Below are 26,169 nucleotides of genomic sequence, written 5' to 3' on the forward strand. Positions count from 1 at the left end.
AAAGTGCATTCTAATGTATGAAGTGCAATAGAATGTGCTCCTTGGGTCGGAGGAGCTGTCGAGGCAAGTTAGTTGGTGCGGTGCAGCATGTTACGCTGGAGTGGTAGGCGAGTGGAATGGTGCAGAATGTTACGCTGGGGCAAATGGCGAGTTGGTGCGGTGCGGAATAGCTGCACTTTCTACACTTATTTAAAGTTCTCGGGCTATGAAATGGATTTAGTTGTATTTAGTGCAGCTATAATGCGAAGTATCGCGGTTCTCAGCCAAATGCTGAGAATATAACTGCACAGAATACACTTATATGGATATTTTCTGCTGAACAGGCTGATTTAAGTGTACTAAATGCAGTTACTCTAACGCACATGCCCATACTAATGAGAGCCACACAGCGATGAGCTCTGTCATACGCAATCTTATGTAGCATTTCACTACGCAGGAGGCGATTAAGCTATACACCATAGAGTATTAGTGAAGTCGTCTAAACTGCTCCGGTGTAGTCCCTGACTGCTTGCGAAAGGTGGCAACATAATGGCTAACATCACGGAAGCCTACTCTCTGCGAGATGATTTTTACAGTAAGATCCGGCTGGCTTACGAGCATTTCTTTGCTTTTACGGATACGTAGCCGTACGAAATAGGCATAAGGAGATAGCCCGAAGGTCTGTATGAATAGATTGTTGAGATATCGTCCTGAGACGCCGAGCTGATCGGCTAGATCGTTAAGTCCGAGATCAGGATCACCATAATGACTGTCCATCCATTTCAGTAGCGGCTGCAGCTTATCTACATTGCGGGATATTGTTGTGTTGTTATGTAGTTGCCCATATTTGCTTAAAGTAAGCAGAAAGCGATAAGCATCTGTGGAGGCAGTCAGACCAAACATGTCCTGTGAGGCATCATACTGATCAAGTATTTCTCTTAGCAGCTTGGAGAGAGGCGCCTCTTTTTCCCAGCGGTAAAAAGAATTCATATTCATCCCCAGCGTCTCCAAAATAGAACCTGCAGAGCTGCCTCCGAACGTTAGATAAGAAGTGCTCCAGTTAGCAGCAGAAGCTTCATAGCGATGTGGAGTATAGGGGAGAAGTAATACACCACTGCCTGCGGGGAGGGAGAAGCTTTCATTCTCCAAATGAATCACCCCTTCACCAGACGCCGTTTGGAGCCAATGATAGGTTTCGTAGCCATCTAAGCGAGATACTTTTTCCTGTTGATGATTGTGACCGATGCTGTCTAATGTGATAGGTAGATGCTGTCCACCCTCATGGGGGAACACAATTCTACGATGCACGATTCCCTTCAATGAATCCATCTCCTCTTAGTTCCATATTCTTATATGACGGGAAGATTATTTTATATTTATAGCGTCAGATGAACCGATTACAATATATATATAATTATACAATAAAGGATGTGCGAAGTGTGATTAACGATAAATTACCTAAGATTTGGTACGGTGGAGATTACAATCCAGAGCAATGGGATGCGCCTGTATGGGCAGAGGATGAGCGTATGTTTAAGCTGGCAGGAATTGATGTTGCCACAATTAATGTATTTTCCTGGGCGCTGATTCAACCTTCCGAAGACACTTATGATTTCTCATCACTAGATGAATTAATGGATAGACTATATAAAAATGGTACTTACGTATGTCTGGCAACAGGTACAGGAGCGCACCCAGCTTGGATGGCTCATCGTTATCCTGAAGTTACTCGTGTTGATGTGAAGGGTAGAAAACGCAAGTTCGGTGGACGTCATAACTCGAATCCAAACAGTCCGGTTTACCGCAAGTTTGCAGCGAAGCTGGCAGGAAAGCTGGCTGAACGTTATAAGGATCATCCGGCGCTGGTAGCTTGGCACGTTTCGAATGAGTTCAGTAACTACGATTATTCTGATTTATCTGAAGCGGCGTTCCGTGTCTGGTTAAAGGATCGTTACGGCTCTCTGGATGCATTAAACAAAGCGTGGAATACACGTTTTTGGGGACATACGTTTTATGATTGGGAAGAAATTGTACTGCCTAGTGAGCTAAGTGAAGAATGGGATGGTAACCGTACCAACTTCCAAGGCATTTCCTTAGACTTCCGTAGATTTATGTCGCATAGCTTGCTGGAATGCTACAAAATTGAGAGTGATGCGATTAAGGAGCACAGTCCTAACGTACCTGTTACCACTAACTTGATGGGCTTTTATGATGAACTGGACTATTTTGAGTGGGCTAAACATATGGACGTCATTTCTTGGGACAACTATCCTTCACTCGATACACCAGTCAGCTTTACAGCCATGGCGCATGATCTCATGCGTGGATTGAAGAATGGACAACCTTTCATGCTGATGGAGCAAACGCCAAGCCAGCAGAACTGGCAACCCTATAACTCTCTGAAACGTCCAGGGGTTATGCGCTTATGGAGTTATCAGGCTGTTGCGCGTGGTGCAGACACTGTTCTGTTCTTCCAACTGCGTCGTTCAATTGGTGCATGTGAGAAGTATCATGGAGCTGTTATTGAGCATGTAGGACATGAACACACGCGTGTATTCCGTGAATGTGCTGAGCTAGGAAAAGAGCTTGGACAACTTGGAGATCAGCTATTGGATGCGCGTAGTGCAGCTAAAGTAGGGATTATTTATGACTGGGAAAACCGCTGGGCTATCAACCTTTCAAGTGGACCATCCGTAGCTTTGGATTATGTGAATGAGATTCATAAATATTATGATGCACTCTACCAACAAAATATCGAAGCCGATATGATCGGTGTAGAAGAGAATCTGTTCAAATATGAGATTGTTATCGCACCTGTGATGTATATGGTTAAGCCGGGTTTTGCTGAGAAGGTTGAAGCTTTTGTAAAAGCAGGCGGAACATTCATTACGACTTATTTCAGCGGGATTGTTAATGAGAACGACCTCGTAACCGTTGGTGGCTACCCTGGGGAACTGCGCAACGTACTAGGGATCTGGGCTGAGGAAATTGATGCATTGCTGCCAGGGATGAGCAATGAGATTGTGATGGACAAGGCATGGGGCAATTTGAGTGGTTCTTACAAATGTGATCTGCTCTGTGATCTGATTCATGCCGAAGGTGCTGAGGTTTTGGCAGAGTACGGATCTGATTTCTATAAAGGAATGCCAGCCTTGACTGTGAATAACTTTGGTGAGGGTAAGGCGTATTACGTGGCTACCAGCCCAGAAGCGGGATTCTTGAAAGGATTCTTAGCCAATCTATGTGCTGACAAGAACATTCAGCCGCTAGTGAATGCACCGGAAGGTATCGAATCTGTGCAACGTGTGAAGGAAGGCGCATCCTACCTATTCTTGCTGAACCACACCACTGGTGATTTGAGTGCGGATATTGGTGCTACTGAGCGTACGGATCTTCTGACTGGCAATAAGGTTAGCGGTTCTGCTGTTGTGCCAGCCCGTGGAGTATTGATTTTGTCGGATAAGAACTAATTCGTAGTATATAAAAAGATCTCCGGGGACCAGCTTGTCCCCGGAGATCTTTTTTTGTTATGCAGCATTTCATTAGCTGCTGCTGCTCGTGCTGTCATCTAGAGTAGCTCCACCCGGATTGCCACTACTTAATGTAATGCTCTCCGCCACGGTGGAATCTGATTTAAGTGTGTATTGGATAATATCATCCGCCTTTAGTTCTGCTAAGGTGATTGCATTTTCTTGACGCGTGCCATTGTCGAAGGTAACCGCTACGATTTTAGTATCCGCATCAATCGTAATGTCTGTGGTTTCATCGGAGAAGCTTTGCTGCATTCTACCTCCCTGTGGCCCGCCGCCTTGTCCGCCACCTTCCGGTATTTCCCCTTGTGGCATCCCACCCTCGGGCGCAGCGCCGTTTCCTGTATTTTGATCGCCATCAGGTTTTTCCGGTGGGGTACCGCCTTGACTGTTCTGCCCGTCCCCTTCTCCAGCACCTTGTCGGGGCATAGACATGTCCGATTTATAGAGGGTAAGGGTAGTATCGCTTACACTCTTAATCTTACCGAAATTCATGGACATATTGGGTCTGCCATTTTGTTGATTGCCGTTTGCTTGTGGTTGTTTGGCTGCTGAACCCCTGTCTGCTTGGTTATTTGCAGCAGCTGTTCCTTCGGCCTCCGAATTCGCGCTGCAGCCAGCCAATAATAGAGAAGCGAGTAGGCCTCCAGATATTAGAATAGGGACGAACTTTCTCATTTTTTATTCCTCCTTAGTAGGTTAAAGATAGATTAGGAGAAATATAACAAACAGTTCTGAAAGTTTGCTTAATATTAGCTGAAAGTTTGCCTAAAGAAATGAAATATGCAAATGTTATATAATGAACAAATATGTGGAGCTTTATAGCCCACTAGGTTGCACTTTGTACAATAGATTCTCCTGAAATGAGGGGGGATAAGAATTCTATTGCACTTTGTACACTTAAAGAAGAGAAAAGCACCTATTTTAACGGATTTCTCCGAAATCTATTGCACGAAGTACAATGGAATGATTTTATAGGAGCCAAAGGTAGCATTCTGTTGCACAATCTGCAATGAGACGACCAGGAAAGAGGCAGCACATGAAGACTTTACTAGTAACGGGGTATCGTGCGCACGAGCTCGGTATTTTTGACAATAAGCATCTAGGGATTCCTTATATCAAAAAGGCACTAGCTAACCGATTAAAACCTTTGATTGAAGAAGGCGTGGAATGGGTGATTACGCCCGGCCAGTATGGTGTGGATCTGTGGGCATGCGAAGTGGTAAGCGAACTTAAGCTGCAATATCCGGACTTAAAGCTTGGGATCATTACAGCGCATACCGGACAGGAAGAGAAGTGGAAAGAAGAGAAGCAGAACGAGTATCGGCGTATTATTGCGGGTGCGGATTTCTTCGGGGCGGTCAGTAATGCCCCTTATGACGGTAGTTGGCAGTTTCGGGCCAGAGATGATCTGCTGTTCCGCAAAAGTGACGGAATACTGCTCTTTTATGATGAGGATGCGGCGGAGGGGAGTCCGAAGTTTTTTAAAGAGCGGGCGTTGAAGCTGCATGCTGAAGGGGAATATGAGTTGTTTCTAATTCACTCCGATGAAATTCAGAATATTGCCGATGAAGAGAATCAACGTGACTACGAGTAAGTATATGTAGATTTTGGAAAAGTAAAGGCCCGTAAACAGTGAATGAGAACATCACCGTTTATGGGCCTTTTAATATAAGAAGAGATTAGATAAAACTCTTTAGCGAAGGTGCTTTTCGCACCTTGTAATTTTGTTCATAAGCATAGGCGAGCTTGATGAGTGTGGGCTCTTGATAAGCTTTCGCAGAGAAAGTCACACCGAAAGGGGCGCCGGCTGATGTATAACCGGAAGGCACAACGATAGACGGATATCCCGCTCTGGAGGTAATTCTGGCGCCGAAATCGGCGGGGAACAGCAGGGCATCCAGATTGTATTCCTTCATAGTAGCGTCGATTCCATCTTCCTTGCACAGCTTCAGGTCAGTCACGCGGTGTCGTAAATACTTGGATTCGGTTTGTGTGCCGGAAGAGGTATATTCCGCATCTATTAATGTAGCTTGACCATATCTCAAAGTCTCCACAGGATGCGCATGGTTAAAATCAATAATATCCTTTAAGGTTCGCATTGGTGCGCCAGGTCCCAAATGAGATAAATAAGCGTTCAGTGCTGTTTTGAATTCGTTTAAGACTACCGAAGAATAACTAATTTCCCGAGCGGTCTTTATATCCGCAGGATCAATGATGGTCGCTCCGAGCTCTCTCATCCTGTCTACGGAAGCGTTGAATAGTGCAAGTTGTTCTTCTGTTAGCTCCTCGAAATAATAATCACGCGGGATACCTATTCGGGCACCTTGCAAGCCGTTCTCGTCGAGGAATACAGTGTAATCCTCATGGATTTTACCTATATTCGTTCCCATGGCGGCATCATGATTATCGTCGCCCAGCATGGCATTTAACAGCAGAACAGCATCACGAACCGTTCTGGCCATAGGGCCCGCAGTGTCCTGCGTGTTGGAGAGCGGAAGAATTCCCGAACGACTGAGCAGTCCAACGGTTGGCTTAATGCCAATAATAGAGCCCAAATTGCCGGGGTTAAGGATCGATCCGGAGGTTTCTGTACCGACAGAGACTGTACAGAAGTTACAGGCTACAGCAACCGCTGATCCACTACTGGAGCCGCCAGTTGGTGTAGATATATTGTAGGGGTTAAGGACTTGCCCGCCACGGGAGCTGTAACCGGAGGGCATGCCGGTGGTCATAAAATTGGCGAATTCGGTCATATTGGCTTTACCCATAATAATCGCTCCGGCTTCACGCAGTTTGGTAACGATGAACGCATCTTTCCCGGCAAAAGAATTCGCCAAAGCCAGCGAACCCGCACTAGTATGCATTTTGTCCCCAGTATTGATGTTATCCTTCAATAACACAGGGATGCCATGCAGAGGACCTCGGGAGCCTTTGATCGCACGTTCCACATCCAGAGATTCTGCGATAAACAATGCATCCGGATTGATCTCTAGCACAGAGTTAATCGTTAAGCCATTTTTGTCATGATCAGCTATGCGTTCATAATACATGAGAACTAGTTGTTTTGACGTGATTTCTCCGGATTCTAATGCAGCTTGGATCTCGGGTACAGTGGCTTCTACGAGTTCGAAACTCATGTGCGTTCACGCTTCTTTCCCTATAGGATATAGCTTCTCCTTCATCTAACCATAATTTGGGTTTGATGGGTAGTGTTATATTGAGGCGTGAGATAAATAGATTTTTATTCAAAGAGCTTTCATGCTCCCAATTGAAAAGAGGTGCCCGAATCGCCAGATAAAATGGCCTTTGGACACCTCTTTTTATTTTTTGATAAGAGTCATTATTACCCCTGTGCTGTAAATCCCTCTTCCGCTAAATATTCTTTAGCTTCCTCAAGGGTCTCAAAGGCCATTTCTAGATTAAGGTCGGCATAGACGTACCATAAATCATCCTCAAGTTTTAGAGTCAGCGTATGGCCCTCATCATTAGTCCAGAATGAGTCGGCTGCTGCCGCAGCCTTTTTCTTTCTTTTGCTGGCTACAGGGGCATCCGGAATGTAAATAGACAGTGAGGTGATGGTGGCATCCAGCAGACTCCGCAGCTCGGATTCCGAGTAGTCGCGAATGTTCACAAGGCCCTTATCATCTGCCTCATAGCCCCGCAATAAGCCTGCGAACACATAACCATTCCCATTAGGATGCAGATGGTAAGCAACGGTTTTCTTATCATGCTGGCTTTCCTCGTAGTGATAGTTCACGCGCCCAAGGGATACGTTTTTACGTTCCAATTGGGGGTAAGAGTCGAGAATCGCTAATTTTTGTTCAAAAGTAAGCATATACAGCCTCCGGTTTTCGGTGTGATTGTGCACATGATTATACCATGACGATGGCCCGCAGACTATTTTTTAGTGATCAAGCGGCAGAGTCAGCACGAAGGTACAGCCTTCCTCGGAGTGCTCCTCAAGCACAAGGCTCCCGTTCATGGCTTCTGCCAGCAGACGGCTGAAGGTTAAGCCGAGTCCCAGACCACGTAGTGTGCTTTGTTTGTCGCTACCTCGGAAAAAAGCCTCGAAGACATACTCACTATGATTTGATGAGATGCCCAGCCCGTTATCCTGAATACGAATCTCCGCCATGTCATGACCTTGCTGTTCAAGCACCTCTACTGTAAGCTGTACCATTCGGTCTGGGGCCTTGGCTTGTACACTGTTATTAAGTAAATTGACGATGATTTGTTGGATACGTAGCGGGTCCCCACACAAAAATAAGGGAGTTCTTGGCATATGGAGCACAGGCTCCGCAACTTCATACGCTTGTGTCAGCTTCCATTGATACACGATTTCGGATAACAGTGGTACGGCATCCAGTCGATCGTGACGGACTGAAACGATTCCTGCAGTCAGTGCGTTGTAATCCAGAAGATCGGCAACCATCCGTTGCAATCGTCCAGCTTCCTGCAAAGCAATATCTAGAAATTCCACAGCTTCATCGTCTTCGACAACCCCTTCACGAACGGCATGGATTAGGCCTTTAATAGAGGTTACTGGTGTCTTTAGTTCATGGGATACACCGGCTAACATAACCGCACGGGACTGCTCAAATTGTTGTAACTTGCCTGCCATCTCTTCAAAAGACAACATCAGTTCATGGATTTCCCGTTCTTTGGCGTCCTTATCCAGAACGATATCATAACGGCCATGGCTGATTTGAGCGGCTGCTTTGGCTACCTTCTGGATCGGTTTTGCCAGTTTACGAGACAAGAGGTAAATGGTTAGCCAACTTAATATAATTAGAAATAGCAACAGAATGGAGAAAAAAATGATCTCCTCCTGCGGAATATGCCTCAGCGATTTCTTGGATTGAAGCACAATCACCTGTCCCAGCGTTTCCCCATCCGATTTTATGGGCGCTACTGCAGCTTTGAACTCCGGACTGCGAGAGTCGTCAAGGCTATCATTAAGTTTATGCCTCATCTCATCTTCAGTTAGAGGCGGCATTGAGAACAGCATCTGATCTTGCTGATCTGTAATGATTACACACATTTCTACGGTTAACTTGAAGAATCGTTTTCGGTCTTCAATGAGCCTTCCAAGATTTTGGCTGATCTCTATTGAACCCTCACGATTTACGCTCCGGTCGGCAATCTCCTGTGCTAATAATCCAGTAGTCTGCATCCGGTTACTCATAGCTTCTTGTTGGATCCACCAGAACGTCGTTAGTGCAGTTAGCAGGAGACCAACACTAATGATGAGCAGGTAACGAATCGTCCAATAGGAGAGAATCGAAGTACGTTTGGGGCTGCTCTTCTTTAGGTTGTCCATAATTGATATCCTGTCCCTCTCAGGGTACGGATTTCCCCCTCATCTACTGGCCAATGCGACAGCGCTTGGCGAAGTCTTTTGATAGACAAGTCCACGGCTCTCTCACTTCCTTCGTAATCCATCTCCCAGACATGTTCTATTAATTGCTCGCGGGTACAGATTTGATTAGGTCTTTCAGCCAGAAATAACATGACCGACATATCACGTGGACTAAGACTCAGCTCAACTCCGTTTAAAAATACAGCTCGTGCAGTAAAGTCGATAAACAAACTGCCATAATGCCGTTTGCGGCTGCCATCGGACCACTGCGAAGGACGGCGTAACACAGCATTCACGCGTGCCACCACTTCCTCAGGAATAAAGGGCTTAGACATATAATCATCCGCACCACCGTCGAGTCCGGCTAGTCGGTCATGGATCCCGTCCCTTGCGGTGAGCATGATTACGGGACAGCTGCTTTTTTCACGAATCAGCTTTAGCAGTTCAAAGCCGTCCATGTTTGGCAGCATGATGTCGAGTAATACTAATGAGGGAGGTGTTATAGCAAAAGACTCCAGTGCAGCGTGTCCGTCGGCTACACGGGTGACATGGAAGCCTGCTTTTTTCAGATAGGCACTGAGGACCCTGGAGATAGCTTCCTCATCTTCAACAATTAGAATGGATCTCATCCTGTGGTGGTCCTCCAATCTATAAAATTACGACAAGTTTAACACATCATTGCTCGCTCTGCTCTGACTTCTTCCCGACATATTGCTTTGTTAGAATGAGGGACGAGCTTGAAAATATACAGAATATTTTGAATATTGGAGGGAACAGGATGAAGAGAAAAAGAATAGCCTTGATCGCGGCCGGAGTCATCATCGTAGGAGTAGTCACAGGCTATACATTGCTGGATAAATCGCTGGGCAATAATGTACAGATCGAGTCCGTGATTCCAGGGCAAGCCACAACAGCCGGTAATGGAGAAAGCACGGCTAACACTGGAGCACCAGTAGGTATGGCAGTCACAGCCGATCAATTAAACGGTGATTGGACGGTTACGGATGCTTCTAAGGTATATTGGTCAGTAACCACCTCTAAAGAAACAGTAAACTTCGTGGATAACAAAGTTCAAGGTACCTGGAAAGTTAATATAGAAGATACTACTTCGATGGTTGGAGAAGGGATAGTAGATATGAGCGCTCTGGACTCTGGCAATGGTCAAAGAGATGAGCATGTAAAAGGGGAAGACTTTCTAGCCGTTACGGAATTTCCACAATCTACGTTTGTCGTTAAATCATTCTCCGAGCTGCCAACGGAATGGACCGAAGGAGCAACTGTACCGGTTGAAATGCAAGGAACGCTTACAGTGAAGGGTGTGGATAAGGACGTTACTTTCCAGTCTCAAGCAGCGTACAGTGGTGGACAGCTGATGCTGTCGGGTACAGCGACAGTGGCCTTTTCTGATTTTGGCTTAAGCAATCCACACACCGTTGTACTGGATACGGAGAACAATCTTGAGGTTCGATTAGAGCTTGTGTTGAAGAAATAGCATCAGTCTTGTTGCAGTGAATTTATAGAGCAACTGTACGGAAGAGACTTTCCCGGGCCTAATAGCTTTTGGGAGAGTCTCTTTGGTTTGGAATGAAATGTATGTTTTAATAGAAGTATCTGTCTAATAAATAGCAATAAAGGAGGTGTTCCTTGTGATCCAGGTGGCGGCAGCGATTATACATAATGAAGAAGGACAGATTCTTATTGCTCGGCGCAGGCAAGGTAAATCTCAGGCAGGTCTTTGGGAATTTCCTGGCGGCAAAATAGAGCAGGATGAAAGCATCGCAGATTGTCTGCAAAGAGAGCTTCAGGAGGAGATGGGGATAATAATCCTTCCCTATGAAAGCTTTGGCGTGAACGAGCACAACTATGGAAGTGTCGAGATCAGACTGTTTGCTTGGAAAGCCCGATATCTGGGAGGTGTAATTGAACTTGTCGATCACGATGAATATAGGTGGGTGTTTCCAACTGCACTCGGTCCGTTCACGTTTGCTCCTGCAGATATTCCTTTTGTAGAACGGCTAATGGTGGGGTCAGATCAAGTGTGAAGTCAGTCTGAACATCAAGTAGAAAGGAAGAACATAAGTGCCCGTATATGAAAAGCTAGTGCGTGACGGAATCCCCAACCTGATAGCTTCTCAAGGTAAAGACTTTAAAACAAGGATATTAGATTCCAAAGAATACATAACTGAACTACGTAAGAAATTGAAAGAAGAGTCGGAGGAGTATTTTCGGGCAGTGAGTAATGAAGAAGCGCTAGAGGAGCTTGCCGACATGCTGGAAGTAATTCAAGCGCTGGCGGAGACCCATGGAAGTAATAGCGCAGAGCTGGAGGAGCTTCGTGCTGAGAAAGCTGAACGTCGTGGCGGATTTAAGGAGCAGATATTTTTGATTGATGTGGAAAGAGAATAACTAGAGATTATTGTTCCGTATAAGGAGGTTATTAAAGTTGTCCAAAACCAAACTGATGATGATCTTAAGCGGTGTGGTAGCCTTGATTCCTATTGCTATTTATTTATTCCTATATTCCAAAATGCCTGATAGGGTTCCGATCCATTACGATGGGAATATGGCTGATAGATTTGTAAGCAAGTCTAGTCTGGAGGTTATTTTGCAAAGCGGGCTTGGATGTTTGGGGTTTATAATCATGAAACTCCTGCAGTTCCTTTTGCAAAAAGCGTTTATTCAGAGCTCTAACGAGCATTCAGCGGCTCTGAGCAGGAGCTGGAATATTGCTATTTTGGTAGTGACGGTGGTGTTCGCCGGCATCAGTTCCTATACATTTATTAGAATGGTCTGATAGAATTAAAGAGACTTAGCAGAAGGATTAGGAGGAACATGCAAATGAAAATGGATAACGCTTACAAGATAAGATGGGGAATTCTCAGTACAGGCTGGATTGCCCATCAGTTTGTTACTGATTTATCTCATGCCAGCAATGGCGTGGCATATGCCGTGGGTTCGCGTTCACAGGAAAGTGCGGATAAATTCGCGAGGGATCATGGAGTACCACATGCTTATGCTACCTATGAGGAATTGGTAAATGACCCGAATGTAGACGCTGTATATATTGGAACGCCACATCCTTTTCACAAAGAAAATGCATTATTGGCGCTACGTGCAGGTAAAGCTGTTCTATGTGAGAAGCCTTTTACCGTGAATAGCGGAGAATTGGAAGAAGTGGTGGCCTATGCTAGAGATCATAAGCTGTTCCTGATGGAGGCCATGTGGAGTCGTTACATCCCGGCGATGGTGAAGGTTAGAGAATGGATCGCCGAGGGCAGAATCGGTGATGTTCGTTTGGTGAAGGCAGACTTAGGATTTCGCACCGACTGGAATCCAGAAAGCAGATTGCTGAATCCGAAGCTGGGGGGAGGCGCGCTGCTGGATGTTGGGATTTATCCGGTTTCTTTTGCCTCGATGGTGTTTGGACCTCATCCTGAATCTATGTCCAGTACGGTGCATATTGGCGAGACTGGAGTGGACGAGCATTTCTCCATGCTGCTGAATTATGGCAATGGAAAAACCGCTTCGTTGAACGGTGGTATTCGTCTTAATACGCTGGAGGAAGCACATGTGTTTGGAACAGAGGGACGTATAATTGTTGAAGGGACGTTAGTGAACCCGAAATCGGCTTCGCTCTATATAGGGGATGAGAAGGTAGAGAGCTTTGTGGATGATCGAGCTTCTATTGGATATTGTTTTGAAGCAGAGGAAGTAGGACGTTGTTTACAAGCAGGGCTAACTGAAAGTCCAGTCATGTCATTGGATGAATCGTTAGCGATTCTGAAACTGCTGGATCAAATACGTGCGCAGTGGGGTCTTAAGTATCCTGGAGAGTAAATAAAATAAACAACACCCCTCGGAGCTACTAAGGTAGCTCCGAGGGGTGTTTGCTATATCGAACGATAGGTGGAAGTCTAGTTCTGACTATTGTCGTTTTTATTTTTGCCTGCTTGGACCCAGCCGGCCACTTCAACCGTGCGCTTGGCTTGATGAAAAACAGCATCACGGATCCGATCCTGCTCTTCGATCATTTTACCGTCCCCATCTACACTGACGCTTGTTCCGTACGGGTTGCCTCCTGCACCGAATGTGACGGGATCTGTGTAACCAGGTGCAGCGACAATCGCTCCCCAGTGATACATCGATGTGTAGAGTGCCAAGATCGTAGCTTCCTGTCCGCCGTGCGGATTCTGTGCTGAGCTCATGGCGCTGACGACTTTGTTTACCGTGAGTCCTTTGCCCCAAATCCCTCCGGTTGTATCAATGAACTGCTTCATTTGAGAAGCAATGTTACCGTAACGGGTTGGAGAACTGAAAATAATCGCATCGGCCTCCACAATATCATCAGGTGTTGCAACGGGGATATCTTTTGTCTTCTCAGCCAAGGCCTTCATGGCCGGATTGGCCGCAATTTTATCCTCGGGAACCAGCTCCTGCACCTTCAGCAGTTTTACCTCAGCTCCCGCTTTCTCGGCGCTTTCCGCGGCCCATTGTGCTAGCTGGTAGTTAGTTCCTGTGGCACTGTAATAGATGACAGCTAATTTAATTTTTGACATGCTAGGTCATTCCCTTCGAGTGTAGTTCCATACTATTAATTACCCCATTGATGCTTTTATAACCCAAATCGATAATTCTGCTCTAACTGGACAGACAGATGTCCACTTCCCTTGTGTATACTGAACTCAATTACAGGAAATGAGGGAGAATAATGAATACTTATTTTGTACAAAAACCGAAAATGACATTGGCTGGGGTTAGCATACGTACGACAAATGAAGTGGAAATGGGTCCCGACGGGGGCTTATCGCGGCTCTGGGAAACGTATTTTCAGAGTAATATTGCGGGGCAGATGGATACGGTTAAGCCTGAGTACATCTATGCCTTGTATACAGATTATGAGAGTGATGCGTCGGGTGCATATACCGTTGTGATCGGGCATGAAGTCGCTGGGGAGAGACATTTAGCGGATAGCGGGATCGTGAGTTCGGCTGTTCCGGAGAGCAAGTATATGGTTTTTACGACGAAAAAAGGTCCGGTATTTGAAGTAGTCTCGCAAGCATGGGGGGAGATTTGGGCGTATTTTAAGGCGTCTACAGAGGTAAGAACCTATACGGGTGATTTTGAAATTTACGATTCGCGGAATTTTGATCCTGCCAACACGCAGGTTGAGATTTATATTGCGATTGAGTAGATCGGGTGAAAGATATTTTAGCTAAAAGAAATGTTTCGTGGGGATTTGGGGGCTGCCGAGAGGCAGTTCCTTTTTTCGGTGATGAGTTTAATACCTTGGGTGAGGGTGAAGGGTTACTCAACGGTAGAAACGAATATATATCAATAGAAGGAATGCGTAACGAATGAGAAAAAGAACGGTAAAAATCCCGTACATTGGCTGGTTTCGAACGAAGTAGCTGGTTGAGTTAATAGGTTCGATGGAGCGTGACAGTCCCATCAAACGAATCACACATAAACCAAAAGAAACGGAGAACATCAAATGGGAAAACAATTCACGGCTATATTACCTGCACATCAGGAGTTTATTCAGCAGCAGCATCTTTTTTTCGTAGGGTCAGCGCCACTTTCTGAAGAGGGGCATGTTAACCTTTCACCTAAGGGTCATGATTGCTTGCGGATTTTGTCTCCTAATCAGGTGGCTTATCTCGATATGACCGGTAGTGGCAATGAGACAAGCGCTCATCTGCTGGAAAACGGAAGAGTGACGGTTATGTTTTGTGCCTTTGAAGGACCGCCGAACATTCTGAGACTGTATGGAACAGGGGCAGTAATCCTGCCTGGTTCATCAGAATGGGAAACGCTGTACCCTATGTTTACATCTCTGCCTGGAGCTAGACAGATCATTTTAATTGATGTTCATAAAGTACAGACTTCCTGCGGATTTTCGGTCCCATTTATGAGTTATGATGGTGAGCGGGACACGTTACAACGTTGGTCTATCCAAAAGGGCGAAGCAGGTCTGAAAGAATATAGACAAGAGAAGAATACTACAAGTATAGACGGGCTACCGACACCCCTTGGACAAAAAAACTGAGCGGATATGGTGATCCTAGATTCATGTATATATAAAATTTCTCATTCGTCACGACGAGCGTTCCCACAATTCAACTAAGCAGTTAACCCATATATTCTACTGTGCAAAACTCATACTACCTACGGATTCCACCACAAACACAGGCACATACTGCTCTCCCATGTCCGTTCCAACAAGCTGATAACCGTTCTGATATTGACCACTAACTAACGCGTTACCTGTAACGGAACCCAAGTCTCCTTGAAGAAAAATATAAATTCCATTGGAGTATGCAAGCATATTGCCGAAGTTATCAGCGACGATTTCACAGTGAAAAGAGACCTTTTCAAAAGGATGAAGCGCTACATCGGAAGCTGAAATTACCGCATACTCCTGAACAATCTCAGCAAATTGATAGCTGGCATCTACTTTGCGATAACGTGCTGTCTGTCCAATGACACCGTCTCCGAGATCCGCGTTAGATACGAGTATGGAATCATCGGACTGCAGTTCGTAGCTATCTCCAGACATAGAAAACAACTGTGAAATACCATCTTTTTTCATTTCATATGCTGTAAAAAGGGTACGTCCACCTTCGATCTCAGATTCAGCCAGAATCACGGGTGCACTAGAACCTGAAGAGGCAGCAAGCTGGTCATTAAAAGTTAGACTGCGCAGACTCTCGAATTTTGGTAAACTATTTCCAGTTAAAGTAATGACACTTTCGTCGCTATTCATTGCTGCATAATAGAGGACACCATTGCTATCCGTTCCAGCCACAATGACCTTCTTATCGTGTAGTCCCTTGCTGGAGATGACGTTCCCATATCTGCCTTGTTCCTCACCGCCCGGGAGAAGGCGCACAGGTTCAGCAATATTCCAAGCCAATCTTGTAGCGGCAAGGATTGAAGAAGTATCCTCTAGCGGAGCAAGATCACTGTATAGCTGAATAGCTTCAGCATATTGGCCTTTGCTGGCCATGCGCTTGGCATTTTTAAGTAGTTTAGCTTTACTGGTATCTACTAAGGTTAGTACTTTGGATGAGGTGATCCCTGCTGATCCTGCAAAATGACGATAGGCAACAGCATGCCCAGCAAAAGCGGTGATGTTATCGCTCTCTAGGTCTTTGTTCAGGATGATTTTTCCGCTACTTTCTGCCTGCCCAAGTACCCATGGCGCTTCGTAACTATGCTGGCTGTAAGCATTCCTCATGGAGAGGGTGCTCTCCAGCATGCCTGTAAAGTTTCCTGTGCCTGCTAAGGCTTTTAGTTTAGCTGTATCATGACTTTTGAACTTGGAGGCTAGCAACTCCTCCTTGGAAGCAGCGCTTCCGTAATAAGCATCGGGAATCTGCAACAGATTCCATTTAAAAGTGTCTTCTTCACTCTTGTTTCCATCTTGGCTCTGAGCAAGTTCAGTAAGAAACTGCTCCTTAAATTCTCGGAAGTAGGTTGTGAACTGGTCAGAAATGCCTGAATCGGTCGATAACTGGCGATAATAGGATTCATAAGGACCACCGGGCTTCATATATGTAGCTTTTAAGCTGAGGAGGGTATCATAACTTTTCATAAATCCGGTGAAATCTTTCGTCGCAGCTTGTGCTTTAGCGGATGATACCAAGGCATTCAAACCTTGGCGGATGGCCGTGATTGGTGACAGCTCATCAAGTCGCTTCGCAACCTTTTCTTCCATATAAAATATGGAATGGTTTGCCGCCGCTAGGCGATACTGATTCTCTGCACTTATCAGATCGCCAGCAGCATAGAGACGGTCGGCTTCCTTAGTTATTTGTATTTTGTCGGCGATGAGAAAAACCTTCTGTCCAAGCATCACAAACATGCTTATACACAAAATGATCATAAAGTTTCGCAGGGTTATTAATGGTTTGAACGTCATATAGAGTAGCCTCTTTTTTCAAAATATAAGAAAGCATAGTTTCACATCATTCTTTATCCTTATATTTCACCGAGAAACAACTGCCATCAATAAGATGCCAATCCCGTTTCTTCTTGAAATATAAGAAAGCATAGTTTCACATCATTCTTTATCCTTATATTTCACCGAGAAACAATTGCCATCAATAAGATGCCAATCCCGTTTCTTCTTGAAATATAAGAAAGCCCTATTGAACTTCCGGGTCCCAGCGGTATTTGGCTTCACGAATGTCCGCTACTCTTTGGTCCAAGCCATTCCACGGTTCATGGGGATTCGCAGCGATGAGTTTGGATAACCGCATAAAGCGGTCTTTAGGCAGATCTTGCACGTATCGGCCGATCATACTGGAGTAGAGCAGGGCATAACGCTTCATTCTTACTGCAGCTCCGGCAACTCCCGTAAGGATGGTCATACCATTATTCATATGACGAATTTCTACTTCATAGTTCTTTACGTATCGTAGTGTACGATCTTTGATCAGATCAGGACGGACTTTAGCGATCTCGCCGATATATTCGGCTAGTAGCGGCTCGAAATCCTTAAGAAGAAGCTGCTCCAGTTCTAAATCCATATCCTTGCGAAGCAAAAAACCATGCAGCAAGGCGATACGTTGCCGTGCGATCCGGTCACCACGAAGCAGGATGGAGAGTTCGCGCAGCTTCTCGTAGGCAAGAACATCGTCCTCACGGAGTACGGAGACAGCCTCCTGGCGGTTGATCTCCAGTCCCTCTTTGATGATGCCAATTCCTCGGCCGAGCAGCTCGTTAAGAGAACGAAGATTCTCGTTCTGCCGTACTTTTCGCTGCGTATAGTACAATAGTCCAGCGAGGAGAATTCCTCCGGCACCACATAACATCATCTGCTCTATGCTATTTCCAAAATAGACGGAGGCTAGTGTAAGCAGTAAGATGAATAGGAGGCGCGTATGCATTTTTCTTCCTGCAATGGATGCGGCTTGCTTCTCTACCGTAATAAGTGAGTCTTTCCCGCATTTGGAGCATCGATCTTCACCGAGAGCGGTGTATTGTCCGCAGTGGCGACAAATACGAAGCTTGTCATAAGCGTAACGAGGAGCCTTGAAAGGGCGAAAGGTAACAGGTCTTTTCTTATTCACGGCCTTTATCGCCTCCGTTCAATGCGGCCAGTAGGCGGTCGTTAATATCATCTCGAGTTAGTGGTTTACGTTGGCGTGCAGCATAGATGGAAATTTGAATTACGACAATTAGGAACGTAATCCCAAGAATGACGTATGAAATCATGGAACAGTCCTTTCTCATAGACGCCTCGCAGTCTGGATGGCTCATAGAATGATCACTCTATGCATCATTGCTACTTTGGTCCGGCGGTCCTAAAGTTGAAGTTTACAAGGTTTAATTATATCATAATGGCATACTATTTACAGATTTTAGCGATAGTGCTGAACCTGTCATATGTGCCTAATATAACACAAGAGGAGCCCTATTTATGCTTCGTAAATATCAAAGTAACAGAACAACTAAGACACTTATTCAACGTATCTTCCCGGCATTACTGCTGGCGCTATGTCTTGCTGCCTCACCATTTGCAGCTGTTCAGGCCTATGCGGCAACATCGGCGCAATCTCACATTGATGCAGTGCTTCTTATCGATGTAAGTAACTCCATGAAGACTAGTGACAAGAACAAAGTCGCGAGCGAAGCGATGAAAATGTTCATAGATATGCTATCTACTCAAGGTGATAAAGTAGGTATTGTTGCCTATACCGACAAAGTGCAGCGGGAGAAGGCCCTGCTGGAAATTAATTCAGAGGCAGATAAACAGGATTTGAAGGATTTTATTGATGGACTGGACCGTGGAGCTTATACCGACATTGCTGTCGGTGTAGAAGAAGCTGTGAAGGTGCTCCAGAATGGTAGCGATCCGAATCATGAGCCAATCATTGTAATGCTAGCTGATGGCAATAATGATTTCAACAAAACAACAGGCCGGACGCAAAGCGAATCGGATAAAGAACTGAACGCCGCTGTGGAGGTCGCCAAGAAGAATGGCTATCCCATTTATACGATTGGGCTTAATGCCGACGGCAAGCTGAATAAACAGAAACTCGCTGATCTGTCCACTGAGACAGGTGGTAAAGCATTTTCGACGGACTCCGCAGATGATCTTCCGCAAATACTTAGTGAAATTTTTGCTAGCCATCTGAAGCTAAAGGTAGTACCTGTGCAGTCGATCACTGCAAATGGGGATTATCAGGATGTGACCGTCAACGTGCCTAACGGCAGTGTTTTGGAAGCCAATATCTCAATTATGTCGTCACAGCCTGTGACCGCGAAGCTAACTGATCCTGCAGGAAATGCTGTCGCCATCCCGTCCAAGGATGTTGTGCTGTCGAAGTCTTCTACTTATAGCTTGATCAAGCTGTTGTCACCGCAAGAAGGAGATTGGAAGCTTCAGGTCAAAGGTGTGCCAAAGGATAAAATTGATATTAATCTAGTTTTTAACTACGATTTGGAGCTTAAGATCGATGCGTTGCCATCAGCAACCTATAAAAAAGGTGATAAAATTGATATTACCTCTCACCTGTTCAGCAATGGTACTCAGGTAACGCTCAGTAATTTGTATCAAGATATGAAGGCGGTACTGCTTGCTACAGATATCGATACAGGTGATGTACAGGAAATCGAACTGGATAACTCCGGGGATGTTTTTAAGGGTACCTTTGAGGTAAAAGAGAGCCATGACTATGAGTTGAAGGTTCGTGCAGAGGAAAGTAGTTTCTATCGTGAAAGTGCTCCTGTGAAGATCAGCGCGAAGTCAGGTGGCGCAGCTACTACTAGTCCATCAACAGGGACTGGCAAAGAAGAACCTCTGAAAGAAGCATCGTCTAATACCTTGTATTACATTATTGGTGGTATTCTTCTGGTGTTGGCAGCCGCTGCGGCATGGTATGTGCTGAATAAGAAATCGGCACGTGGTTTTGTTGGACAGTTGGTAATTGAGGTTAAAGACGGCAATACGGGTGAGAAGACCTACCCACAATATAAGAAACTTGCTGGCTTCAGAGGCAAGTTCACTCTTCATCAGCTGCTGCAATTAGCGCCTGAGCTGAAGGAAAGCGAGAGCATTATTTTCACACCAGCTAAGAATGACCGATTGCTGTTACGCAGTGGTGAAGGTGTTACTGTAGAGAGATCCGGACGTGCTGCGGATGCCTCGCGTGGTCTTGAGCTGAAGAGTGGTGACCGCGTTTCAGTGTCCCTGCACACGGTAGATAAGACGATTTATCTCGAATATTTAGTATAGAAGTGGTTTTGCAAGAAATCTGAAGTACAGCTTCCGCAAAACTTTTAGGAGGATAAAGCATATGAAACCAGTAGTAAGAGAGCATATACAGCAATTGGATGTATCACTAGGCGGCGGGATTGTCAGCGATAAAATCAGGGTGGATACGATTGATAATCCGATCCTGATTATTGGACTAGGCGGCACGGGCATTGATGCCCTGCTGCGTCTTAAATATCAGATTAACCGCCGCTTTAAACTGCCGGAAGATCCGATATCCAAGAAGAAACGGGACAAGCCGGATAATGTGGAGTTTCTAGCCTTTGAGACGAATGAACAGGATCGCGGTAAGAAATACAAAGGGATTGGACTCGATCCACAGAATGAATTTGTATTGCTGGCAAATGCCGAAATCGGTGGATTGCTGCAGAATCGCAGTATTCTTGACTCCTACATTACGGATTGGTTGTCACCTGAACTGAGCATCACAGATGGTATGAACGGTGCCGCTGGTGTTCGGCAAGCTGGACGTCTACTCTTATTCACCAAGATTAATCAGGTGGTAGGTGCGATTGATAAGAAGATTAAGACCTTGTCCGTAGGCACTAACAAAAAGCTAATGGTCTTTCTTTTGACAGGTCTGTCAGGCGGTACAGGTAGTGGAGCGTTCTTGGATATTGCCTATATCGTACGCGGTATTATTGAACGTGATTATGGATCAGCCGGTATTGACCGTGTGAACACACTGGGTTACCTATTTACACCGGACGTGAACCTGTCTAATAAAAGTCTAAGCGAGCATACGCGTGAATATATTCGCAAGAACGGATATGCGGCGCTAAAAGAGCTGGATTACTGGATGAATGTAGACAGTCGCGGGGAACGATTCCAGCAGCAATACGGTAATATTTTGACGGTGAATTCTCCGCTGCCGCCTTTTAATCTATGCCATTTGATCTCTGCAACGAATACAGAAGGTAAGCTGCTTGAGAATGCGTATGATTACTGTATGAACGTAACGGCTGAGAACATCACGAACTTTATGGCAAGTGAAGAAAAGCAATCGGGTGAAGAATTCGCCATCCATGACTATATCAGTAATATCCGCACTAATATTGCGCAGATGAACAAGACTTATCCAGCTAACTATGAATACAACATTATCGGTGCCTCATCTGCCGTGCTTCCAATTGAGGAAATGACGACTTATCTGGCTTTCCGCTTGTTTGATAAAATGGAAAAAATGTTCCAGCAGGCGCCTGGCCAAGAGGATGTTGAGAAATTCGCACGCAAGCTGGGGATAGATCTCGACAGCATGATTAAAACCTTTGAATCCCGTGTACCTGAGCCATTACCAGGTTTCGAAAATAGCGAACGCCTGAATCATGCCAATGTAGTTAAGAATCAAGTGGTAAGCATGGATACAGAGCTGGAGCAGAACTTCCTGGCTCGTGCCCGAGAAGAATATATCAAATCGAAAAAGCAGCTGCCTGGCGAAATTGTCGGACGTTTCAGTGAAGAGCTGGAGCGCATCTTCCTGCACCCAGAGCAAGGTCCGTTCTACGTTTCCCGCCTGCTGTACACCGAGAAGGGCTTCTGTATTTTGAAGCTGATTCAGTCTTATATTGAGGCTTTACGTGAAAGCTTGCTGCGTCTGCCAAGGGATATTGAGACGGCACAGGACAGTGCGGATGAGAAGCTAAGCGATGCTCGCAGTGCTTTTGTATCCAAAGAGAAGAAGAAAAATGCCTATATTGAGGCTAAAATCAATGAATATTGGCTCCATGCCGATGTAGAACGCACGGAACAAATGATTCAATTTTACGAGGACTTATATGAACTCTTAAATGAAGAGAATAGCCGGATTTACGGTGTGTTTACGGAGATTCTTAGTGCGCTTAGCTCGATTTTTGCCAAGAATGGGGACATCCTTATCAATGGTGAAGAGCAAGCAGATTATAAAGGCAACAAAACTTATTATTGGAACATTGTTAACGTGCCGGATATTTCGGCGACGATCTCCAAAATCATGGATCAGAAGGACGGCGACGACCTGATTCGCGACTTCACCCGTGAAATGCTGAAACATTCCGGACGCTGGGTTAAGGAACAGGAGATTGATATCGTTCGCTCGATTTCGGATTTCCTTAGCGATAAGTTCGGGGATCTGATCACCCGTTCGATGGAAGATTTCCTTGTGATGAAATTCGGCCATGAAGAGCCGCTGGATAAGTTCGTAGAGCGGATTATTGCCGGTAAATTGGACGAAGAGGCTGTGCCTACCTTCCACCTTAGCAACAGCTCGGGCAGCTTGCATTTCCCATCATGGGGTTTTGTTTCCGTACCTGTTAAAGCGCCTGGCATCCTGAAAGGGATTCGTAATTATCAGAATAATGCGCTTGGCAAATCACAATTTACAATCAAAGAAAGCCAAGTGAAAAACCGTATTTTCTGGCTTAACACACGTAACGGTGTGCCACTCTTCGTCTACACGCCGCTGCGGGTGTTTGAAGAGAACTATGAGCGGACCATTCTCGATAAGGAAGGGATCGGCCGCCATCTGGTGATGACGGATAAGAACAACTGGACGTATCTCCCTTCTCCGATTCCGGAAAAATCATGGGGTGACACTTACGTCAATTCTCGTGTACGTGATTATAACGCACGTGTGCGTGCAGACTTTGCAAAGGCGTTGGCAAGCGGAGTGATCATCGAAAAAGGTGTAGACGAGAACACAAGCAACAGATACTCTGTTGTGTTTACGAAACCATTTGATATGGATGCTCTATTGAGTGGATTTGATATGCAGTTAAATTCTTCGCGTCCGAATCTCGGAGAAGTGAAGAAGGCGGCTGATGAACTAAAGAATCTGCGCGAGAAGGGCTTGGAGCGCGAAGGCATTAAAGATATTTTTGGCAGCATCAATAAAGAAATGGCACAGGAGAATCTAATTCGTTCACCACAGCTGATTTCTCGTGTTCGTATTGAGCTAGCTAAATATGCTGAGCTGACTGCAAAAGCAACGGAGCTTGAAGGGCTACTCCATCAATATCTGGACGAAGACAAGTGGATGGACCAATTCATCGAAGCGTTGTACACGGACAGCATTATCAAGAAAGGCGCACTCTACGTTTATGACCGTGATGAAGAAGAGGAAGCTTGGGAGCCGTTTGCCAACTTGATGAAAGAACGTAGCTACGTGGAATATGCCGTGTACCGTCATTTCCGGGAGCTGGATGAGAAGAGCCGCAGCGTTCTGCTGCGTAAGGCAGCTCGCCGTGCGAGTGAAATGACTGCCGCTGAAGACGTAACCCCATTGCTCTATAAGCTGGAAGGTCTTTATGTATCCTTCCTTGAAGCACGCGACAGCTTGGAGTATGAACGGGTAGAGTATGAGAGCGGCGATGAGATGTATAGTTTCTACAAGAGTATGACTAGCAAACTCGGCAGCATCCGCAGAAAGTTGAAATAGGCCAATGATCAAAACACTGGCAATATCCTATGGTGAACAATATGCGGTACAGGAAGAGGCACAGCGCAGTAAAGGGGATGGACGCAGCAGCATCCATTACCCAGCCCTGTTTCTGTTCGTAGGCGACAAGGTTGCTCCGGCCATCGGTCCGGTGCTGGATAGCTGCGAACGGAAATGGGATAACGCCGGCGGTGTTATGGCATTACATGCTGTGTCAGGCACGATGAGTGAGGACTCAGACAGAAGTAAGAGGGGCACTGATGCAGGAGGAAAAGACCGGGTGCTGGCCATGGCCTTGCCGGATATGGCAGGGTCAGATCCGCGCAAGGTGCGTCATGAGCTTTACCGCAAGTTTCATGATGATACACGTTATCTTGCTGAAATGAATAAAGTTATCCGGCGGCTGAGCAACAGTATAGCGGATTATGGACGTCTATATTCATCTTTTGACGTGATTCATCTCTCTATCATTACGCGGGTCGATGACCCGCTTAATGTGTTGTTGCCAGAAATTACACTGCTGGCTCGTGCAATACTCAGTCAGTCTTTTAAGTCGGTACAGACGGATCTCTACGCTCTAATTAATGAGCGGGAGCAAGGGGATAATTTTGGATATTCCAGCTCGGTAGGGCTGGCTTTTCTGCGTGAATTGGACAGAATGCAAGCTACGGACTATACCTTTAATGCGCCGCTGCTTGTAACCGAAGACGGACTGTCAATTCCAGTTGGCCATGGTCCTTCTGCATTATTTGACCTTGTGTACCTGCTCTCTGATAAGAATGAGCGCGGAATGATGTCTGCTCACGGCATGGATGATAACTACGAGATTATTTCCCATATCAGTTTACTCAAGAATCGTGTTCGCCCGACTTCTGATCAGGCAACCGGACACGGCGGGTATAACAATATGACCTTCAAAAGCGGGATTAGAGGCAGCACAGGAAGACAAGGCTACGCCTCTGCAGGCTTTTCTGGCGTAAGAAGGCCTAATGTCCAAATTGCCTTGGCCGTGCTGTATCACGCCTTCCGGCGTCTTGCAGCGGATATGCGTGAGGGTAGTCCATGGACTATGCGCGAGCGTCAATCTCTATTAGGGCTGGATCCTGATCGTTTACGGGAGCATAGGGCGCAGCTAGTCCCGGAGAAAGACGGCCTTAGTGAAATGACAGGGCTAATGAGCCATGGACGTCCGTCCTACAATGAGCTGAAGCAGCTGTCACTTCGTGAAGCTGAACAGCAGCTGTTCGGTGATGGGGGCGAAGCTTATTTCCGTAATAATTTTGTGGCAGAGTCTAACCGGAGAGTAGAAGGTATTCATCCACTTCGTGGATGGCGCACCCTATTGGCGGCACAGGAAACAGCTACACCAGCAGTAACATTCTATCAGCTTGCGGAGTGGACAGCTGATCGCGATGAGGGTGGCAGTGTGCTGCATGCTTTGCGTCAGCATATGACTGGATTGCGTTCAGCACTTGTCTCCGCGCAGGATGAGCTTGAGGATCTTTATGCGGAAAGTGTGGAGCGCCAACCGTTCCAGCGTATGCCGCTTTTTGACAAACGAACGGTACGCAACTTCATTCATTACTTATTCTCTGCGGTATATGGCAAAAAATATGAGCTATTATGTATGGAAAGTGAGCTTGCGCTATGCAGTCGTTTGGAATCTGCGCTTGAGCAGCTTCACGTGGAATGTGTGGCTCGTGTGAAAGCTATGGAGACGCTCCAAGAAGACCTGCGTATTACTGTAATGGACAGCATTGGGCGAACGAATGAAACCACTGGCCAGAACGTGATGGAATACTACCGAGTTGTCACAGAAGAAGTAATGAAAGAGATCGAGACCCGGCGTGGGCCAGGGATATTCTTTAGTGACAAGTACATGGGTAGCATTTCTAAGCTGTTAGAGCAAGGCAAAGTAGCGGTAGCGGAGCGTTTGATTGCCATTTGTCAGCGGGAAATATTAACGGCAGATCCGTTTGCTCTATCTTTCGAAGAAGAGCTTTTGCGACGTGCAAATGTTGCGGCTGCTTATGAGAACCGTCAGGTTCTATCCAAGGAAGAGCTGTTCAAGCGTCTGTACCATAACCTGGAAGATAGCGCGACGATCAATGTTCGTCTGTTCGAATACACGCAAGAGCATCGTCATGAGGAAAAATATTTCTTCGGAGACAGCGCATCTGAATTCCTGCGCTATGCATTTGGTGTGGATGAGACGACTCGGATTTATCGCTTAGGCTTCGTGCATGAACAGCGCAGGAGCGGAGTGGAAAAATTAAATCTGATGGGTGGTTTCCATTTAGAGGACTTGCTCTATTACCGTAATGGGAAGGTTTATTATGAAACCTATGCTCAGAATGGCTATCAGCTTCATGGGGTGAGTGAAGAGCAGCTTCCCGAGATGCGCTGATGGCGTAATAGGTGGGTACCCTCACTTTGAGCCTCTTTATTGCACTTTGTGCAATAGAATCAACGGAAATAACCTTTAACTAGGGTTCTGTTGTATTTGATACATTAGATTTAAGCGGATTTCTGGAAGAGGGACATTTCTCCTTATTTCCAATGCACATTATGCAATAGAATAGAAATAGATGTTTCTTTTATTCCA

The 26,169-nt window shown here is 45.8% G+C and carries 24 protein-coding genes; 14 read left to right on the plus strand and 10 right to left on the minus strand.

Annotation, left to right across the window (positions count from 1 at the left end; translation table 11 throughout):
* Positions 1 to 87 precede the first annotated feature (87 nt).
* Entirely contained in the window at positions 88 to 282 is a 195-nt protein-coding gene (locus tag MHB64_RS04355; RefSeq protein ID WP_341133805.1) for a hypothetical protein, read from the plus strand.
* 183 nt (positions 283 to 465) lie between these two features.
* On the opposite strand, the gene MHB64_RS04360 is transcribed toward MHB64_RS04355, so the two are convergent.
* Positions 466 to 1,299, minus strand: a complete 834-nt coding sequence (locus MHB64_RS04360) for an AraC family transcriptional regulator (protein WP_256990341.1) — start codon at positions 1,297 to 1,299, stop codon at positions 466 to 468.
* Between the two features lie 119 nt (positions 1,300 to 1,418).
* On the opposite strand from MHB64_RS04360, the gene MHB64_RS04365 reads away from it, so the two are divergent.
* Positions 1,419 to 3,449, plus strand: a complete 2,031-nt coding sequence (locus MHB64_RS04365; protein ID WP_094870778.1) for a beta-galactosidase — start codon at positions 1,419 to 1,421, stop codon at positions 3,447 to 3,449.
* A 72-nt stretch (positions 3,450 to 3,521) separates the two neighbouring features.
* Here the strand turns inward: MHB64_RS04365 and MHB64_RS04370 are convergent, their stop codons facing one another.
* Positions 3,522 to 4,187, minus strand: coding sequence for a hypothetical protein (locus MHB64_RS04370; RefSeq protein ID WP_341133806.1), 666 nt, complete (start codon positions 4,185 to 4,187; stop codon positions 3,522 to 3,524).
* Positions 4,188 to 4,548: 361 nt separating this feature from the next.
* Here MHB64_RS04370 and MHB64_RS04375 point away from each other — a divergent pair, with 361 nt between their 5' ends.
* The gene (locus MHB64_RS04375) at positions 4,549 to 5,106 is read left to right on the plus strand and encodes a DUF1273 domain-containing protein (RefSeq protein WP_042185074.1); all 558 of its coding nucleotides are present in this window, start codon (positions 4,549 to 4,551) and stop codon (positions 5,104 to 5,106) included.
* An 85-nt stretch (positions 5,107 to 5,191) separates the two neighbouring features.
* Here the strand turns inward: MHB64_RS04375 and MHB64_RS04380 are convergent, their stop codons facing one another.
* The 4 genes from MHB64_RS04380 to MHB64_RS04395 all read right to left on the minus strand — a co-directional run bounded on the left by MHB64_RS04380 (position 5,192) and on the right by MHB64_RS04395 (position 9,500).
* The gene (locus MHB64_RS04380; protein WP_280787737.1) at positions 5,192 to 6,649 is read right to left on the minus strand and encodes an amidase family protein; all 1,458 of its coding nucleotides are present in this window, start codon (positions 6,647 to 6,649) and stop codon (positions 5,192 to 5,194) included.
* A 206-nt stretch (positions 6,650 to 6,855) separates the two neighbouring features.
* Positions 6,856 to 7,347, minus strand: a complete 492-nt coding sequence (locus MHB64_RS04385) for a hypothetical protein (protein ID WP_094870784.1) — start codon at positions 7,345 to 7,347, stop codon at positions 6,856 to 6,858.
* Positions 7,348 to 7,416: 69 nt separating this feature from the next.
* On the minus strand, positions 7,417 to 8,832 hold the full coding sequence (locus MHB64_RS04390; RefSeq protein ID WP_094875460.1) for a HAMP domain-containing sensor histidine kinase: 1,416 nt from the start codon (positions 8,830 to 8,832) through the stop codon (positions 7,417 to 7,419).
* Positions 8,820 to 9,500 (minus strand): response regulator transcription factor, encoded by a 681-nt coding sequence (locus MHB64_RS04395; protein ID WP_341133807.1) that lies wholly within the window; start codon positions 9,498 to 9,500, stop codon positions 8,820 to 8,822. Before MHB64_RS04395 ends, MHB64_RS04390 begins: the two co-directional genes overlap by 13 nt.
* A 149-nt stretch (positions 9,501 to 9,649) precedes the next feature.
* On the opposite strand from MHB64_RS04395, the gene MHB64_RS04400 reads away from it, so the two are divergent.
* From MHB64_RS04400 to MHB64_RS04420, 5 genes are all read left to right on the plus strand, one after another.
* Positions 9,650 to 10,363, plus strand: a complete 714-nt coding sequence (locus MHB64_RS04400) for a YceI family protein (protein ID WP_094870788.1) — start codon at positions 9,650 to 9,652, stop codon at positions 10,361 to 10,363.
* Positions 10,364 to 10,517: 154 nt separating this feature from the next.
* Complete coding sequence (gene mutT, locus MHB64_RS04405) at positions 10,518 to 10,913, plus strand: 8-oxo-dGTP diphosphatase MutT (protein ID WP_094870789.1); 396 nt, start codon at positions 10,518 to 10,520, stop codon at positions 10,911 to 10,913.
* Positions 10,914 to 10,950: 37 nt separating this feature from the next.
* Complete coding sequence (locus MHB64_RS04410; RefSeq protein ID WP_094870791.1) at positions 10,951 to 11,277, plus strand: nucleoside triphosphate pyrophosphohydrolase; 327 nt, start codon at positions 10,951 to 10,953, stop codon at positions 11,275 to 11,277.
* Between the two features lie 37 nt (positions 11,278 to 11,314).
* On the plus strand, positions 11,315 to 11,665 hold the full coding sequence (locus MHB64_RS04415) for a DUF1648 domain-containing protein (RefSeq protein ID WP_094870792.1): 351 nt from the start codon (positions 11,315 to 11,317) through the stop codon (positions 11,663 to 11,665).
* A gap of 44 nt (positions 11,666 to 11,709) precedes the next feature.
* Positions 11,710 to 12,708 (plus strand): Gfo/Idh/MocA family protein, encoded by a 999-nt coding sequence (locus tag MHB64_RS04420; protein WP_373455807.1) that lies wholly within the window; start codon positions 11,710 to 11,712, stop codon positions 12,706 to 12,708.
* A 77-nt stretch (positions 12,709 to 12,785) separates the two neighbouring features.
* Here MHB64_RS04420 and wrbA read toward each other — a convergent pair whose 3' ends face one another.
* Positions 12,786 to 13,427: an NAD(P)H:quinone oxidoreductase type IV gene (gene wrbA, locus MHB64_RS04425; RefSeq protein ID WP_094875457.1), complete on the minus strand. Its 642-nt coding sequence runs from the start codon at positions 13,425 to 13,427 to the stop codon at positions 12,786 to 12,788.
* 152 nt (positions 13,428 to 13,579) lie between these two features.
* Between wrbA and MHB64_RS04430 the strand changes: the two genes are divergently transcribed.
* The 3 genes from MHB64_RS04430 to MHB64_RS04440 all read left to right on the plus strand — a co-directional run bounded on the left by MHB64_RS04430 (position 13,580) and on the right by MHB64_RS04440 (position 14,917).
* On the plus strand, positions 13,580 to 14,062 hold the full coding sequence (locus MHB64_RS04430) for a GyrI-like domain-containing protein (protein ID WP_341133808.1): 483 nt from the start codon (positions 13,580 to 13,582) through the stop codon (positions 14,060 to 14,062).
* 5 nt (positions 14,063 to 14,067) lie between these two features.
* Positions 14,068 to 14,229, plus strand: coding sequence for a hypothetical protein (locus MHB64_RS04435; protein ID WP_341133809.1), 162 nt, complete (start codon positions 14,068 to 14,070; stop codon positions 14,227 to 14,229).
* 133 nt (positions 14,230 to 14,362) lie between these two features.
* The gene (locus MHB64_RS04440) at positions 14,363 to 14,917 is read left to right on the plus strand and encodes a pyridoxamine 5'-phosphate oxidase family protein (RefSeq protein ID WP_094870798.1); all 555 of its coding nucleotides are present in this window, start codon (positions 14,363 to 14,365) and stop codon (positions 14,915 to 14,917) included.
* A gap of 96 nt (positions 14,918 to 15,013) precedes the next feature.
* Here the strand turns inward: MHB64_RS04440 and MHB64_RS04445 are convergent, their stop codons facing one another.
* The 3 genes from MHB64_RS04445 to MHB64_RS04455 form a co-directional block, all read right to left on the minus strand.
* Positions 15,014 to 16,792 carry a hypothetical protein gene (locus tag MHB64_RS04445; RefSeq protein ID WP_094875456.1) on the minus strand — a complete coding sequence of 593 codons (1,779 nt, stop codon included), beginning with the start codon at positions 16,790 to 16,792 and terminating at the stop codon, positions 15,014 to 15,016.
* A 226-nt stretch (positions 16,793 to 17,018) separates the two neighbouring features.
* On the minus strand, positions 17,019 to 17,945 hold the full coding sequence (locus MHB64_RS04450) for a hypothetical protein (RefSeq protein ID WP_341133810.1): 927 nt from the start codon (positions 17,943 to 17,945) through the stop codon (positions 17,019 to 17,021).
* Positions 17,938 to 18,135 carry a hypothetical protein gene (locus MHB64_RS04455; protein ID WP_341133811.1) on the minus strand — a complete coding sequence of 66 codons (198 nt, stop codon included), beginning with the start codon at positions 18,133 to 18,135 and terminating at the stop codon, positions 17,938 to 17,940. The genes MHB64_RS04450 and MHB64_RS04455 overlap by 8 nt, the downstream gene beginning before the upstream one ends.
* Before the next feature lie 160 nt (positions 18,136 to 18,295).
* Here MHB64_RS04455 and MHB64_RS04460 point away from each other — a divergent pair, with 160 nt between their 5' ends.
* The 3 genes from MHB64_RS04460 to MHB64_RS04470 all read left to right on the plus strand — a co-directional run bounded on the left by MHB64_RS04460 (position 18,296) and on the right by MHB64_RS04470 (position 25,971).
* Positions 18,296 to 20,113 carry a vWA domain-containing protein gene (locus MHB64_RS04460; protein ID WP_094871502.1) on the plus strand — a complete coding sequence of 606 codons (1,818 nt, stop codon included), beginning with the start codon at positions 18,296 to 18,298 and terminating at the stop codon, positions 20,111 to 20,113.
* Positions 20,114 to 20,174: 61 nt separating this feature from the next.
* Complete coding sequence (locus MHB64_RS04465) at positions 20,175 to 23,564, plus strand: tubulin-like doman-containing protein (protein ID WP_094871503.1); 3,390 nt, start codon at positions 20,175 to 20,177, stop codon at positions 23,562 to 23,564.
* A gap of 4 nt (positions 23,565 to 23,568) precedes the next feature.
* A complete protein-coding gene (locus MHB64_RS04470; protein WP_341133812.1) occupies positions 23,569 to 25,971 on the plus strand; it encodes a transcription initiation factor TFIID in 2,403 nt (800 codons plus the stop codon).
* Positions 25,972 to 26,169: the final 198 nt, after the last annotated feature.

The organism is Paenibacillus sp. FSL K6-2859 (assembly GCF_038008265.1).
In the GTDB taxonomy this organism is placed as follows: domain Bacteria; phylum Bacillota; class Bacilli; order Paenibacillales; family Paenibacillaceae; genus Paenibacillus_AQ; species Paenibacillus_AQ nitricinens.

Coding starts and splice junctions, on each gene's coding strand:
- MHB64_RS04460 (WP_094871502.1), top strand. CDS start 18,296: ATGCTTCGTAAATATCAAAGTAACAGAACAACTAAGACACTTATTCAA.
- MHB64_RS04445 (WP_094875456.1), bottom strand. CDS start 16,792: ATGACGTTCAAACCATTAATAACCCTGCGAAACTTTATGATCATTTTG.
- MHB64_RS04455 (WP_341133811.1), bottom strand. CDS start 18,135: ATGAGCCATCCAGACTGCGAGGCGTCTATGAGAAAGGACTGTTCCATG.
- wrbA (WP_094875457.1), bottom strand. CDS start 13,427: ATGTCAAAAATTAAATTAGCTGTCATCTATTACAGTGCCACAGGAACT.
- MHB64_RS04465 (WP_094871503.1), top strand. CDS start 20,175: ATGAAACCAGTAGTAAGAGAGCATATACAGCAATTGGATGTATCACTA.
- MHB64_RS04470 (WP_341133812.1), top strand. CDS start 23,569: ATGATCAAAACACTGGCAATATCCTATGGTGAACAATATGCGGTACAG.
- MHB64_RS04430 (WP_341133808.1), top strand. CDS start 13,580: ATGAATACTTATTTTGTACAAAAACCGAAAATGACATTGGCTGGGGTT.
- MHB64_RS04390 (WP_094875460.1), bottom strand. CDS start 8,832: ATGGACAACCTAAAGAAGAGCAGCCCCAAACGTACTTCGATTCTCTCC.
- MHB64_RS04395 (WP_341133807.1), bottom strand. CDS start 9,500: ATGAGATCCATTCTAATTGTTGAAGATGAGGAAGCTATCTCCAGGGTC.
- MHB64_RS04440 (WP_094870798.1), top strand. CDS start 14,363: ATGGGAAAACAATTCACGGCTATATTACCTGCACATCAGGAGTTTATT.
- MHB64_RS04375 (WP_042185074.1), top strand. CDS start 4,549: ATGAAGACTTTACTAGTAACGGGGTATCGTGCGCACGAGCTCGGTATT.
- MHB64_RS04380 (WP_280787737.1), bottom strand. CDS start 6,649: ATGAGTTTCGAACTCGTAGAAGCCACTGTACCCGAGATCCAAGCTGCA.
- MHB64_RS04400 (WP_094870788.1), top strand. CDS start 9,650: ATGAAGAGAAAAAGAATAGCCTTGATCGCGGCCGGAGTCATCATCGTA.
- MHB64_RS04370 (WP_341133806.1), bottom strand. CDS start 4,187: ATGAGAAAGTTCGTCCCTATTCTAATATCTGGAGGCCTACTCGCTTCT.
- MHB64_RS04385 (WP_094870784.1), bottom strand. CDS start 7,347: ATGCTTACTTTTGAACAAAAATTAGCGATTCTCGACTCTTACCCCCAA.
- MHB64_RS04420 (WP_373455807.1), top strand. CDS start 11,710: ATGAAAATGGATAACGCTTACAAGATAAGATGGGGAATTCTCAGTACA.
- MHB64_RS04355 (WP_341133805.1), top strand. CDS start 88: ATGTTACGCTGGAGTGGTAGGCGAGTGGAATGGTGCAGAATGTTACGC.